At 69.7% G+C, this 13,056-nt stretch carries 11 protein-coding genes; 6 read left to right on the top strand and 5 right to left on the bottom strand.

Annotation, left to right across the window (positions count from 1 at the left end):
- Positions 1–2: 2 nt before the first annotated feature.
- Both ACFOYY_RS34830 and ACFOYY_RS34835 read left to right on the top strand, forming a co-directional pair.
- Positions 3–1,190 carry an acyl-CoA dehydrogenase family protein gene (locus tag ACFOYY_RS34830; RefSeq protein WP_386195407.1) on the top strand — a complete coding sequence of 396 codons (1,188 nt, stop codon included), beginning with the start codon at positions 3–5 and terminating at the stop codon, positions 1,188–1,190.
- 101 nt (positions 1,191–1,291) lie between these two features.
- The gene (locus ACFOYY_RS34835) at positions 1,292–1,597 is read left to right on the top strand and encodes a hypothetical protein (RefSeq protein WP_386195409.1); all 306 of its coding nucleotides are present in this window, start codon (positions 1,292–1,294) and stop codon (positions 1,595–1,597) included.
- Positions 1,598–1,603: 6 nt separating this feature from the next.
- Here the strand turns inward: ACFOYY_RS34835 and ACFOYY_RS34840 are convergent, their stop codons facing one another.
- The gene (locus ACFOYY_RS34840; protein ID WP_386195411.1) at positions 1,604–2,164 is read right to left on the bottom strand and encodes a MarR family winged helix-turn-helix transcriptional regulator; all 561 of its coding nucleotides are present in this window, start codon (positions 2,162–2,164) and stop codon (positions 1,604–1,606) included.
- 81 nt (positions 2,165–2,245) lie between these two features.
- On the opposite strand from ACFOYY_RS34840, the gene ACFOYY_RS34845 reads away from it, so the two are divergent.
- Both ACFOYY_RS34845 and ACFOYY_RS34850 read left to right on the top strand, forming a co-directional pair.
- Complete coding sequence (locus ACFOYY_RS34845; RefSeq protein WP_386195413.1) at positions 2,246–2,674, top strand: DoxX family protein; 429 nt, start codon at positions 2,246–2,248, stop codon at positions 2,672–2,674.
- A gap of 105 nt (positions 2,675–2,779) precedes the next feature.
- Positions 2,780–3,616 (top strand): hypothetical protein, encoded by an 837-nt coding sequence (locus tag ACFOYY_RS34850; protein ID WP_352011545.1) that lies wholly within the window; start codon positions 2,780–2,782, stop codon positions 3,614–3,616.
- Here ACFOYY_RS34850 and ACFOYY_RS34855 read toward each other — a convergent pair.
- Both ACFOYY_RS34855 and fxsA read right to left on the bottom strand, forming a co-directional pair.
- On the bottom strand, positions 3,603–5,579 hold the full coding sequence (locus ACFOYY_RS34855; RefSeq protein WP_352011546.1) for a tetratricopeptide repeat protein: 1,977 nt from the start codon (positions 5,577–5,579) through the stop codon (positions 3,603–3,605). The genes ACFOYY_RS34850 and ACFOYY_RS34855 overlap by 14 nt on opposite strands.
- A gap of 252 nt (positions 5,580–5,831) precedes the next feature.
- On the bottom strand, positions 5,832–5,996 hold the full coding sequence (gene fxsA, locus ACFOYY_RS34860) for an FxSxx-COOH cyclophane-containing RiPP peptide (RefSeq protein ID WP_352011547.1): 165 nt from the start codon (positions 5,994–5,996) through the stop codon (positions 5,832–5,834).
- A gap of 260 nt (positions 5,997–6,256) precedes the next feature.
- Here fxsA and fxsT point away from each other — a divergent pair, with 260 nt between their 5' ends.
- Positions 6,257–8,794, top strand: coding sequence for an FxSxx-COOH system tetratricopeptide repeat protein (fxsT, locus tag ACFOYY_RS34865; RefSeq protein ID WP_352011548.1), 2,538 nt, complete (start codon positions 6,257–6,259; stop codon positions 8,792–8,794).
- A gap of 1 nt (position 8,795) precedes the next feature.
- On the opposite strand, the gene ACFOYY_RS34870 is transcribed toward fxsT, so the two are convergent.
- Both ACFOYY_RS34870 and ACFOYY_RS34875 read right to left on the bottom strand, forming a co-directional pair.
- The gene (locus ACFOYY_RS34870; protein ID WP_386195416.1) at positions 8,796–10,142 is read right to left on the bottom strand and encodes an HEXXH motif domain-containing protein; all 1,347 of its coding nucleotides are present in this window, start codon (positions 10,140–10,142) and stop codon (positions 8,796–8,798) included.
- Positions 10,139–11,368, bottom strand: coding sequence for an FxsB family cyclophane-forming radical SAM/SPASM peptide maturase (locus tag ACFOYY_RS34875; RefSeq protein WP_386195418.1), 1,230 nt, complete (start codon positions 11,366–11,368; stop codon positions 10,139–10,141). Before ACFOYY_RS34875 ends, ACFOYY_RS34870 begins: the two co-directional genes overlap by 4 nt.
- 790 nt (positions 11,369–12,158) lie before the next feature.
- On the opposite strand from ACFOYY_RS34875, the gene ACFOYY_RS34880 reads away from it, so the two are divergent.
- Complete coding sequence (locus ACFOYY_RS34880) at positions 12,159–13,046, top strand: SIR2 family NAD-dependent protein deacylase (protein WP_352011728.1); 888 nt, start codon at positions 12,159–12,161, stop codon at positions 13,044–13,046.
- Positions 13,047–13,056: the final 10 nt, after the last annotated feature.

Consider the following 13,056-nt stretch of genomic DNA (forward strand, 5'->3'; position numbering starts at 1 on the left):
CGATGCCCAAGCTCGCTGAGGAATACGAGGACCTGCGAAAGACCGTCGAGGAGTTCGCCCGCGACGTGGTGGCCCCGGTGATCGGGGACCTGTACGAACGCGAGGAGTTCCCCTACGACATCGTGCGGCAGATGGGCGCGATGGGCCTGTTCGGCCTGCCGATCCCGGAGGAGCACGGCGGTATGGGGGGCGACTACTTCGCGCTCTGCCTGGCCCTTGAGGAGCTGGCCAGGGTCGACTCCAGCGTCTCCATCACCCTTGAGGCCGCGGTCTCGCTGGGCGCCATGCCGATCTACCGCTTCGGTACGGACGAGCAGCGCGCCACGTGGCTTCCCCGCCTGGCCTCGGGCGAGATTCTGGGCGCCTTCGGCCTGACCGAGCCCGGCGGCGGTTCGGACGTGCCCGGCGGCATGCGGACCACGGCCGTGCTCGACGGGGACGAGTGGGTGATCAACGGCTCCAAGGCGTTCATCACCAACTCCGGCACCGACATCACCGGCGTCGTCGGCGTGGCCGCCATCACCGGTTATCGTGAGGTCGACGGTGAGGCCTCTCCCCACGGTCGTGGGGGTAAACCGGAGATCTCGACCATCCTGGTCCCTTCGGGAACGCCTGGCTTCACCGTCTCGAAGAAGTACTCCAAGGTCGGCTGGAACTGCTCCGACACCCGTGAGCTGTCCTTCACCGACTGCCGGGTCCCGGCGGCCAACCTCCTCGGCCAGCGGGGGCGGGGCTACGCGCAGTTCCTGCAGACCCTCGACGAGGGCCGCATCGCGATCGCGGCCCTGTCCGTCGGCCTGGCCCAGGGCTGTGTCGACGAGTGCCTGCGCTACGTCCACGAGCGCCGGGCCTTCGGCCACCCGATCGGCCACTACCAGGCCATCCAGTTCAAGATCGCGGACATGGAGGTCCGTACCCACACCGCCCGCCTGGCCTACCACCACGCGGCGGAGCGGATGCTGGCGGGCGAGCCGTTCAAGAAGGAGGCGGCCATCGCCAAGCTGGTCTCCAGCAACGCGGCCATGGACAACGCCCGCGACGCCACCCAGATCTTCGGCGGCTACGGCTTCATGAACGAGTACCCGGTGGGCCGTTTCTACCGCGACGCCAAGATCCTGGAGATCGGCGAGGGCACCAGCGAGGTGCAGCGCATGCTCATCGCCCGTGAGCTGGGCCTGTCCAGCCTGTGAGACCCCGTCCCCGGCGCCGCCAGGACGGCGGCGCCGGGGTTGGTGCGTGATCTCCACGTTTCCCGCACGGAATCCGCACGTTTCCGTGCCGGGCTGACCTCATGGAGGTTCCCAGGCGTCTTCAGCCGGTTGCGGTCAGGACGGACACGGCCCGTGACAGGGCGGGGTGCGCTGTCCTGGTCGCGGTCGCGGTACCGCCGGTGACCGCCCTCGCCGACCGGACGCTGCTCGCCTGGCTCCTCGACCACGGCTCCTGCACCCGGCCGGTGTACCGGGGGTCCATGGAGTGTGGGGGGTCTGCGGGCATGCTGGAGGCCCTTCTTGCCGCGGCGCCGCTGACCCCGCCGCCGCCGGCCGTGCAGATGCGGCTGATCGCCCTCGCCGTACGGCGTGCGAGGCGGGGGTGAGGTCCCTCAGGCGGGGTCGGCCTGTGACGGGCTCGGCCGGTCTCCGTTCGGGGAGCCACCCTGCGACTCGCCTGGGGAGCCGGGCGGTGAACCGTGCGAGCCGTGCGAGCCGTTCGGGGACATCGCCGCGGCGGCCTTCGACATGATGCGCGCCATGGTCGCCAGCTCCTCGGGGGTCAGCTGGTCGATCAGGAAGGCGCGGACGACGGCCACATGGCCGGGCGCGGTCTTCTCAAGGCAGCGCACTCCCTCGTCGGTGAGCACCGCGAGCACGCCCCGTTCGTCGGAGGGGCAGTCCATCCGCTCGACCAGCCCTCGTTTCTCAAGCTGCCCTATCTGGTAGGTCAGCCCGCTCTTCGAGACGACCAGCCTGCGGGCGAGGTCGCTCATGCGCAGCCGCCGCTGCGGCGCGATCGAGAGCTTGGCGAGAATCTCGTAGTGGGGATGGGTAAGTCCAGAGTCGGCCTTCAGTTGCTCCTCGATGCGCCGCTCCAGCAGGTGCGTCGCCCTGAGGTAGGCCATCCAGGCATCCAGTTCACCTTCACTCAACCATCTCGTGTCCGCCACTTTTCCAGTGTATGGGTTGTTCGAATTTGAACCAGAGAGTTAAGGTGGTGGTTCAAATTCGAACGACCATGGGGAGTCCTCATGTTTTGGCTTGAGCGTGCGAGGCCGATCGCGCTGCTGCTGGCACGGATCGGCGTCGGAGTGATCTTCGTCGTCCACGGCTGGCAGAAGTTCGCCACCATGGGCCTGAGCGGCACGACGGCCTTCTTCGAGCAGATCGACGTACCGCTGCCGGGCCTGGCGGCACCGGCGGTCGCCGTGATCGAGCTGGTCGGCGGCATCGCGCTCATTCTCGGCGCCGCCCTGCCGATCGCCGCGATCCTGCTCGTCCTGGACATGCTCGGGGCGATCGTCTTCGTCCACGGCGCCAACGGCTTCGACGTGGCCAAGGGGGGCTACGAGTTCGTCCTGGCCCTGATCTGCGCCCTGCTCGCCATCGCCTTCAGCGGTGGTGGCGCTCTCGCCCTCGACGACCTCTGGCAGCGGCGCCGTACGGCCGGCGTCTCCTGACGGCCCGCCGAACCTGGATGTCACCTCCGGCTCCATGGATCGCCGGTCCGGTGCGGGCGACAATCGGCACCACGACCGGGGACGACCAAGGAGCCGGGGGGCGAAGTGGGATGGCTGCGGCGGGTCGCCGGCGACCTCAGGAAGCGGCGGAACATCGACGCCCACGCCCTGACCGTCGTCGCAGTCCTCTACGCCCTGGTTTCGCTCTTCAGCGACAGGCTGGACGACGACTTCAGATGGGCGGTGCTGCTGTCGGGGCTCGGCCTGCTGATCTACCGCTCGCTTCCCGATGAGACCCCCGAGATGGCCGAGGGCGTCCTGTACGACCGGTCGGTCTACGACACGGTCCCGGCGGCGTCGTTGTTCGCCGGGGTGCGCGACGTCCGGGTCTTCGCCCCCTCGGCCGTCAACCTGCTGTCGGCGCAGACCTGCGAGATCCTGCGCAACAGCGTGCTGCGGCGCGAGAACGGCAGGGTCAGGATCGTCATCCTCGACCCCCGCGAGGAGGCGTCGGTCAGACAGGCGTCAAGGCAGCTCGACGAGTCGGTCGAGTTCCCCGTCCAGCGGCTGCCCGCCGCGCTGGAGACCACGATGGAACGGCTGCGGCTGATGAGCCGCTGGAAGACCCCGGGCGCCTTCGACTACCGCCTGCTGTCCTACAGCCCCGGCTTCAGCCTCGTGCTCCTCGACCCGGACACCCCGGCGGGCCGGGTGATCGTGGAGATCCACGGCTTCCACAACCTCTCGACCTCCTCCCGCATGCACCTGGAACTGACCCGCGGGCGCGACGAGCGCTGGTACGGATACTGGGTCGAGCAGTTCGACCACATCTGGAACGCCGCCCGGCACGACGTCCCCCCGGTCCCCGTTCTCCCCGCCGACGCGGCGGAGGCCGGGGAGCGAACCCTGCAGAACCCGGCGCCGGGCGTCAGGCGGACCTGAGCAGGAGCTGTCCCGCCTGCCCGCGCAGGTGCGGCGGCAGCCCGGGATCGCCCGCCTCCAGCGCGCGGGCGGCCAGATCCGCCGAGACCCCCGTCCTGCCGAGCAGCGCGTTGACCCGTGCGGCCCGAAGCAGCACCGGCCCGTTGCCCGGTTCCGCGCCCGTGGCGTCCAGGATCTCCTGCTCGGCGGCGTCGAGCCGCTGCGCCTGGGCGAGGGCCAGCGCCCTGGCCGCGACCGTGCCGGCCCGCTGGTGGTGCCGCACCCGGTTCAGGTCACGCAACGCCTCATCGGACCTGCCCAGATCGGCGAGGATCTCACCGCGCAACGCCAGCGCCTCGACCGGCGGCTCCCCGGCGAGGTTCACCGCTCCGTTGAGCATCGCGAGGGCGGCGAGCGGCTGCCCGAGCCACCACAGGGCCTGCCCCAGCGCCGACTGGACGAACATGTCGTTCGGGGCCCACGACAGGGCGGACTTGAGCACGTCGACGGCCTCGGCGTACTCACCCTGCGCCAGTCTGAGCCGCCCGTCGGCGGTCAGCGCCCGCGCCACCCCGTCGAAGCGCTGGAGCACCGCGAACGTCTCAGCGGCCTCCCTGAGGTGCGCGCGGGCGGTCTCCACCTCGCCCCGGGCGGCGGCGACCTCCCCCAGGATGGCCTTCACCTCCGCCCGCACCCACACCTCGTCGAACTCCGCGACACGAGCCGCCTCCTCGGCGAGCCTTCCCGCGCTCTCCCAGCTCTGCCTGGCCAGCAGCTCCCGTGCGTCCCTGAGGTAGGAGGCGGGGCGTTCCGGCCCGCGGACGGAGCTGATGAGACGATCGTGCTGCAGCTCGTACCAGCGGATTCCCAGCCGGTGCTCGGCCTTCAGGACATGACGGTCCTCCAGGGCCCTGGCGACGGCGTTGGGCATGCCCGCGGTCTCCTGAAGACCCTCGTAGACCGTGTTGCGGGTGCCGTGCTCGGTGACGAAGGCGTTGCGCAGCCAGTATCCGAGCTCCGCGGGGGGCACGTCGTGCTCGGCGGCGACGGCGTCGAGAGCCGTCCTGCAGAACCCGGTGAGGAACCGGTCGACGTTCACGTGCAGGTTCACGTGCTCGGAGGTGATCTCGCGCAGGGAGGGGGGCAGGGACTCCCACAGCGCCGAGCAGACGACCTGAAGCTGGACCGGCTCTATGGACTTCAGGGTCAGTATGGTCCGGTCCCCCTCGTCGTTGGCGATCACGGTCGTCTGGAGGTCGTTGACCAGCAGTTCGGCCGCGCCCCTGGCGAAGAACCGCCCCGTGCCCTCGATCGGCTTGGTCACGGCGTCCAGGGCCGCTGCGGGGGTGAAGGGCAACAGGTGGAAACGCGCCCGCGACCCCCGGCCCAGCGGGCGTTCGTACGGAAGCACGGCGGCCAGGTGCTCCTCGCGCAGCGACAGCAGCAGGTGGAGGCCCGGATGCTCGTCCACGGCCTGGACCAGCTGGGCGAGCAGGGCGCCGCGGTCCTCCTCCCCGCGAAGCGAGCCGCCGAACAGCTCTTCGGCCTGGTCGACGGCCGCCAGGGTCGGCACGGGGTCACCGTACCGGTCGGTCCGCTCGGGACGCCCGGCGAGGAACTCGGAGACCGTCAGCCCGGCGAGCACCGACAACGGTTCGTCCGGCGCCCACGCCGACAGCAGCGCCAGGACGTACGGGTTGGCCGTTCCCCTGGTGGAGAACCCGCGCGGGGAGACCCGGGCGATGGGCAGCACGTCCGCCCGCTCGGTCTCGATGCGGGACAGCACCCCGGCGTGCAGCAGGGAGGTCTTGCCGACCCCCGACGCTCCGAACAGCACGGTCAGCCCGGCGGCCTGCCAGATGGTCGCGACCTCACGGGTCTCCCGTTCGCGTGCGAAGAAACGCGCGTGGTCGGCCCGCAGATAGGGACGCAGCCCCACGTAGGGCTGGACGGGTTCACCTCTCACCTGCGCCGGGTCCGTCATGGCGCCCGTCCGTTCTTGTCTCCGCCGGGGCCGTTGGGGAGCTCCGGCGCGGTGGCCAGGAAGATCGAGCCGTACGGTCGTTCGGGATGGAGCGGCTTTTCGCACGATAAGGCGGAGGAGAAGGACGGGCCAGTCGCCGGGGGGATCGGTTCCGGTCTCCTTCGCCGGAGGGAGGGGCGATCGCCGTCGGCCGGGTTCGGAAAACCCGGCCCCACGGCCGCCGGGCGCGTTTCCCGGCCGGATGGAACGGCGTTATATGGCCGACTGGAAACCGGCGACCGGACCGGTTTCCTCGGTGTCGAGCAGGCGCCGCAAGGCCTGGCTGAGGCGAGAGTCGTCGACCCGGTCGAGGTCGGCGAGGTTCAAAGAGGTGACGTCAATCAGGCCGTTGCTGAAATCTGTGGCCTTTTCGCTCATCTGGACTCCTGGCGCTTGGAGGCGAGGCCGGCGTCCGTGCCGTTTTCCGCCCGCTCGGCTTACCCGGTCATCCTTCCATGTCCGGCCGGGGGCTCCTAACATCGGGGGACCGGCGACCCGCGCTCACCAAAGAAGTCGGGCGATTTGCTCCCTAAAACATATTTAGTGGCATTGAAACGGGAGTCTGGCCTCTTTGTATGGGTGCGCGCCGTGTTCGGAAGTCTAAACTCATCTCGGATCGGGCGAGTGGAGGCGGTCGCGTGTCCGTTGCACAATCGTCGGAGGGTTCCCGGACACCGGGACGCCAGCCCCAGGTCTGGGGCAAGGTGCCGCAGCAGAACAAGAACTTCACCGGCCGGGAGAGCCTGCTCGAAAGACTGCACGAGTCGGTCACGTCCGACGTCACCGCGGTCGTCCCCCACGCCCTGCACGGCTTCGGCGGAGTGGGCAAGACACACGTGGCCATCGAGTACGCCTGGCGCTTCCGCCACGAGTACGACGTGGTCTGGTGGATTCCGGCGGACCAACCCATACTGGTGCGCTCCTCACTGGCCGGTCTCGCGCCGCACCTCGGCCTGCCGTCCCTGACCACGACCGGGATCGAGGACGCGTTCACCGCCGTGCTCGACGCGCTGCGCAGGGGCAGGCCGTACTCCAAGTGGCTGCTCATCTTCGACAACGCCGAGCAGCCGGAGGAGATCAACGAGATCGTGCCCCGAGGGCCGGGGCACGTGCTGATCACCTCGCGCAACCACTCGTGGGGGAGCGTGGTCGAGACCCTGCCCGTCGACGTGTTCAGCAGGCAGGAGAGCGTCGAGTTCCTCGGCAAGCGGCTGCCGGGGAAGGTCGGCGCCGAGGAGACGGAGCGGCTGGCCGAGGAACTGGGAGATCTGCCGCTGGCCCTCGAACAGGCGGGGGCGTTGCAGGCGGAGACCGGGATGTCGGTCGAGGAGTACTTCCGGCTGCTGCGTGAGCAGACGACCCAGTTGCTCGACGCCAACAAACCCTCGGACTACCCGCTGTCCATGACGGCGGCGTGGTCGCTGTCGGTCTCGCAGCTCCAGGCGAAGCTGCCCGAGGCGGTCGAACTGCTGCGATGCTGCGCCTTCTTCGGTCCCGAGCCCATCCCCAGGGACGTGTTCAAGGGACTGCCCGAGGACCTCGCCTCCGACTCCAAGCTCGGCGCGCTCCTGGCCAACCCGATCCTGCTGAGCAAGGCGATCAGGGAGCTCGGCCGCTACGCCCTGGCGCGCATCGACTCGGACGCGCGGACCATCCAGGTCCACCGGCTGGTCCAGGCGCTGCTGCGCGACGGCCTCGACCCCCGGGAGCACCCCGCCTACCGCGACGAGGCGCACCTGCTTCTGGCGGCGGCGGCGCCGGGTCTTCCCGACGACAACGCCCTGTGGCAGGGATACTCCCAGCTGCTGGGGCACGTGACGCCCGCGGACGTGGAGAGCAGCAGCAAGCCCGGCATCCGTGGGTTCGCCCTCGACATGGTGCGCTACCTGTACTCCTCGGGGAGCTACCAGTCGGCCAGTGACCTGGTCGGCCGTCTCATCGAGAGGTGGCGGGCCGACAGCGGTCCCGACGACCAGTACGTGCTCTCCGCGCAGCGGCACTTCGGCATCGTCCTGCGCGAGCTCGGTGACTACCGCGCCTCCTACGAGCTCAACCGCAGGACCCTGGACCGCATGCGGACGATCCTCGGCGAGCAGCACGAGGAGACTCTCCTGCTCACCAACAGCCACGGCGGCGACCTGCGGACCCGGGGAGACTTCGCCGCCGCGCTCAGGCACGATGAGGAGTCCTGGCGCCAGCATGAGATCGTCTTCGGTCCTCGCCACCGCCGGACCCTGCGGGCGATGAACAACCTCTCCATCGACTATCTCCTGCTGGGCAACTACGTCGAGGCGCGCAAACTCCAGGAGAACGCCTACAGACTGCAGAGCCTGGCCAACTCGGACGCCAGCACCTCCAACGTGCTGGCCTCCTGGAACGGCCTCGCCCGTGTCGTCAGGCTCAGCGGGAACTACTCGGAGGCCTGCGACCTCGGTCAGGACGCCTACGAGTTCGGCGTCCAGGAACTGGGCGGCGACCACCCCTGGACCCTGCGGACGGCCAAGGACCTGTCCATCGCCAAACGCAGGGCGGGGCTTACCGACGAGGCCCTGGAGATCGCCCAGCGGACCTTCGAGCGCGAGGAGCGCACCTTCGGCAGGGACCATCCCGACACCCTCGCGGCGGCGCTGTGCCTGGCCAACGCGCAGCGCGCGACGGGGGAGGTCACCGCGGCGCTCGAACTGCTGCGGGACACCGCCGACCGCTACCCCCGCATCTACGGCGGCGACCATCCCTTCAAGTACGGCTGCGACATGAACCTCGCGCTGCTGATACGCGTCAACGGGGACGTCGACGAGGCCGCGGAACTCGACCGCAGATCACTGGCGGGCTTCGACGTGAGACTCGGCAGGGAGCACCACTACTCGCTCACCTGCGCCATCAACCTGGCCAGCGACCTGGCCGCCCAGGGCGACACGCACACCGCCAGAGAGCTGGGCGGACGGACGCTGGAGCAGCTGCGGGCGCTGCTGGGCACCGACCATCCGCTGACCCTGGCCTGCGCCATCAACCTGATCGCGGACCTGCGCGCAGAGGGCGAGCAGGAATGGGCCGACATCCTGGCGGTCGACACCTTCGAGCGCTACCAGCGTGTGCTGACCAACGAGCATCCCGACGTGAAGGTGGCGATGCGCGGTGAGCGGCTCGACTTCGACTTCGACCCGCCCGCGCTGTGACTCACGTGCCCGCCGGAGGGGGCACGGGGGAGATGTCCGCCCGCCCGTTGTTCCTGAGCCAGCGCGCGCGGTGGAGGCTCGCGCGCTCCTCACCGATCGCCCGTGCGCCCGCGGGGACCGGTTCGCCCGCCCAGCCGTCGAGCCGGCGCGCCATCTCGGTGACGAAGGTCCTGCCCGGGGCGGTCAGCCTTCCGCTGTCGATGAGGGTCCGCGCCACCATGGAGGCGGCCTCACGCCACCGGGAGAACTCGGCGTCCGCGTGCACCCGGGCCTGGCCCGTCTCCAGGTGCCGCTGACGCCGCCAGAAGTCGGTCACCCCCAGATAGGCGTAGGCGCCCTGGAGAAGACCGGGAACCGGGCGGGGATCCTCACGCCAGGGGGCGTAGTAACGCGACCCGTCGTCGGGCATGGTCAGCGGGACGAGGTCGAGAAGGGCCGAGAGCTTGGCGTGCTGGGTCTCGTGCGCCAGGGTGACGGCCAGGGTCGAGGCGTCGGGCGGGGTCGACAGCGCGACGCAGCCGAAGGTCTCCCTGGAGGTCGAGCTCGACTGTCCCAGCGCCGGGGGCCGCAGAGGGGTCAGCACCGTTATGGCCGCGGCCACCTCATCCGCGGTGGTCCGATGGTGGCGGACCAGCAGGCCCCACGCCCTGTGCAGCGTCTCCTGCCAGCGCCTCGCCTCGGCCTGGGTGAGGCGCTCGCCCATGTTCGTGGTCTCCGGCATGCGGTAGGGGTCGATGTCGTCGATGACGACGTTGATCGGGGTGCCGTCCGTCTCCGCGGACAGCTCCCGCATCCCCCGCCAGCCGGGGGCGTCCTGCCGGGGGTCGGCGGGAATGCGGACGATCACCCCCTCTGCCGCGACCTCGGCGCACTCCGGATCGCACTGGACCGTCACGCAGGAGACGGTCGGCGACAGGACGGCCTGTCCCAGGGACGGCAGGGTGACCACCCCCTCGACCGCGGGGACGTCGATGTCACAGGTCGTGCCGGAGCGGATCGCGGCGACCGCGGCGAGCGCGGCGAGCCGGGCGGGGGCGGCCTCCGGATCCCCGGACTCAAGGGCCTTGATCGTACGCCGTGCCCAGGCGCCCACCGCCGGATGGCGGACGACGGCGTTGACGACGCCGGGGTGCGCGCGCTGGATCGTGGCCAGCAGGTCGTAGGCGCGGCGGGTGGCGGCGGCCTCGGGATGACCGCACGCCCGCGCGGCCTCCAGCACCCCGCGCACGAGGAGGACGTGCTTGCTGTGCTGGGCCGCGGCCAGGCACGTGACGGCCGCGGTCCCGCCGCCGCCCCGGGCGAGCTCGGCGAACATCTCCTCCGGAATCCGGTGTTCACGCAGGTTCATCGTGCTCCTTCGTCTCGCGCTCTCTCGGCTGCGGCTCCCACCCGGGCCGCCAGGTCCTTCTCCACGGTCTTCCTGACGTGCCCGACGAGGCGGAGCAGGTCCGGGCAGTAGACCGACGGGTTGGCGAAGCCGCTGCCCGCGCGGTAACGGTGCGCGTAGAGCCCGCCTCCGCACACCCCGCCCACCGGGCATTGACGGCATTCGGCGGCCAGCGCGAGGGCGCCGATCTGGCGGGCGGCGATCGCGGGCAGCGCGAGAGCGGCGTCGAAGGGGTCGCGGGTCACGTGCAGGCCCGTCTCGGGAGCGCCCTGGTAGGCCGACTTGAGCAGGTCGGACTGTTCGACGCCCCCGTCGGTCTCCACGACCACCATCGCGACCGGGGACAGCCCCACCTGCTCGCTCGCGGAGGAGCCGCCGAGAAGCAGGTGGATGATCTCGCCGAACAGCCGGACGTCCGTGCGCCGGCGCGGCGTACCGTACCAGTGGTCGAACACCCGGATCAGCCAGTCGGCGTACGGTGTGCCGCAGGCGCCCGCCTCCCGGCCGGGCGGGGGCGCCGACCAGTTGCCGTGCGGAAGCAGGAAGTCGACGGCGGGCGGATCGAAGGCGGCGAGGGCCTCGTAGGCGCCGACCGGGTCGTTTCTGAGGTCGACGGTGCACAGCAGGCCGCCGAAGAGATGCCGGAAGTCCGGCGAGGTCAGCAGCCCGAGGGCCGTCATGACCGCCGCGTGGCTGCCCTGGCCGTTGACGCGGCGGCGGCTGCGGTCGTGCATCGCCTCGTCGCCGTCGAGGCTCACCCCGACCCGGACCCCCAGCTCGTCGAAGAGCCTGAGGTAGCGAAGGTCGAGCAGGGTGGCGTTGGACTGAAGGCTGACCTTCAGACGGGTGCCGGGAGCCGTCTCCGAGCGGACGCGGGTCACGATCTCGCGGATCGGCTCCGTACCGGCGAGCAGCGGTTCGCCGCCGTGCAGGACGAGTTCGACGGTGTCGAGGTCGTGGGCGCGGACGTGCTCGCCGATTCTCGCCGCCGTGGCGGCGAGGATCTCGGCTGACATGACTTTGGGACGGTCACGCCAGCTTGAATCCGCCATTTCGTACACATAACAGTACTTGCACGCCAAATCACAACGGCTGTGAATCTTGACTACGAACTGGCGGAACGGAGTCGGCTGCCAGCCTCCGGCCGTCAGACCCTCGACATCCAGATTCGAAGGCCACTCGCGCACCGCTGATCAGCCTCCGCTTCGAGACCAGGTCGTGTGACGCCTCAGGGGGATTACAGCATAGGGGAAAGTGCCCGGGGTCATTGAGGAGAGGCGGGCCGAACGCCTGTGCGGAAATTCGCGGCGCTCCGATCGGGACGTGAGCCGCTGTTCGGGATGAAGTTCCCGGTGGGGGTGGAGTTGGCATCGGTAAGTATGTTGTACGGGTATACAGGATATTTCGTAAAATAGAGTGATTTCCGGGCGCCTGGGCCCGTTCTCGGGAAGTGGGCCCCGCGTGCCGCGAGGCCACGGAAGCGGATCCCTCTCCCCGTGGCGAGGCTTCCTCCTCCCCGAGGAAAGCGCCGCCGGCGCCGAAGGTTGATTTACGGGATGGGGTATTACAGAATCGCGTAAGCCACTAAAAGGTGCAGGCTCCCTTGAATAGCGTCGTGGTGTGCTTTTGGTTGACCGAAACCTGAATGTGAGGCGCGATGGGGCGTGAAGATCATATATTCACGGCGTCGAGAAGAGGCCGATCGCTCCCCAGGTCCCGCGTCTCGTTGACCGAACGCCGGGAAAAACTCGAAAACGCCGGGGCCGCGATACGGGGAAGAGGCCTGAGGTGAACCCTTCCCGCACCCCCGGACGTTCACGACGGTCGAGAGGACGGGCGCGGCCGCGTTCCGCCCCTGCCGTACGGCAAGGCGGCGCGCTCCACGGGCGGAGGGGTGCCCTACCGGCGCAAACGCGCCGCCGGGGAGCCGTTTCCGCTGGAATCCCGGTCTTCGAGGTGGTGCCCTAGGTGCACGACATGGGGGAGGCCGAGTGGGAACGACTGCTCGACCAGTTGAAACACGGGGACTGCACACCGTTTCTCGGGTCGGGCGCCTGCGCCGGTGTCCTTCCCACGGGGACGGCGCTCAGCCGGAACATGGCACGCCGGTGGGATTATCCATTCGACAACGACTACGACCTTCCCCGGGTCGCGCAGTTCGCGGCCATGCGTTATGGCGACCCTGTGTACGTCAAACGGCTGGTCTGCCAGGAACTGGACGCCGGGGCGGTCCCCGATTTCCTCGATCCGCTGGAACCGCACAGCCTGCTGGCGAGTTTTCCGCTGCCGGTTTATCTGACGACCAACTACGACGACTTCATCTTCCGGTCGCTTGAGGCGGCGGGGAAAAGCCCCGACGTCGCGGTGTGCGCCTGGAACGACGGGCTCGCCTACGCCAAGGACCTCTTCGCCGGGGACGGGAGTGGCCCCCGTCCTGACAGGCCGCTCGTCTACCACCTGCACGGCAGGCTGGGAGACCCGGCCTCGATCGTGCTGGCCGAGGACGACTACCTGGAGTTCGTCGCCAACCTGGCGCTGGACAGCGCGGCCGACGGGCAGCGGATGCTGCCCACCTCGATCCTGGAGGCACTGACCAGGAGGCCCATCCTCTTCATGGGGTACAGCCTGCAGGACTGGACCTTCCGCTTCCTGTTCCACAGCCTGGTGAAGGCGGTGCCCGGCATCAACCGCCGCAGGCACGTGAGCGTGCAGCTCGCGCCGTCCCCCGCCGGCGCGAGGGCGGACATCCTGCAGATCCAGCGGGACGTGGCCCGTTACTACGAGGACTGGCGGATATCCATCTTCTGGGGGACGGCCAGGGATTTCTGCCGCGAGCTGCGACGGCGGATGGGGCCGGTCCCGTGAACCCGGTGGG

The sequence above is a fragment of the Streptosporangium jomthongense genome (genome assembly GCF_042650425.1).
In the GTDB taxonomy this organism is placed as follows: Bacteria; Actinomycetota; Actinomycetes; order Streptosporangiales; family Streptosporangiaceae; genus Streptosporangium.

Coding starts and splice junctions, on each gene's coding strand:
- ACFOYY_RS34830 (WP_386195407.1), top strand. CDS start 3: ATGCCCAAGCTCGCTGAGGAATACGAGGACCTGCGAAAGACCGTCGAG.
- ACFOYY_RS34835 (WP_386195409.1), top strand. CDS start 1,292: ATGGAGGTTCCCAGGCGTCTTCAGCCGGTTGCGGTCAGGACGGACACG.
- ACFOYY_RS34845 (WP_386195413.1), top strand. CDS start 2,246: ATGTTTTGGCTTGAGCGTGCGAGGCCGATCGCGCTGCTGCTGGCACGG.
- ACFOYY_RS34855 (WP_352011546.1), bottom strand. CDS start 5,579: ATGACGGACCCGGCGCAGGTGAGAGGTGAACCCGTCCAGCCCTACGTG.
- fxsA (WP_352011547.1), bottom strand. CDS start 5,996: ATGAGCGAAAAGGCCACAGATTTCAGCAACGGCCTGATTGACGTCACC.
- ACFOYY_RS34870 (WP_386195416.1), bottom strand. CDS start 10,142: ATGAACCTGCGTGAACACCGGATTCCGGAGGAGATGTTCGCCGAGCTC.
- ACFOYY_RS34880 (WP_352011728.1), top strand. CDS start 12,159: ATGGGGGAGGCCGAGTGGGAACGACTGCTCGACCAGTTGAAACACGGG.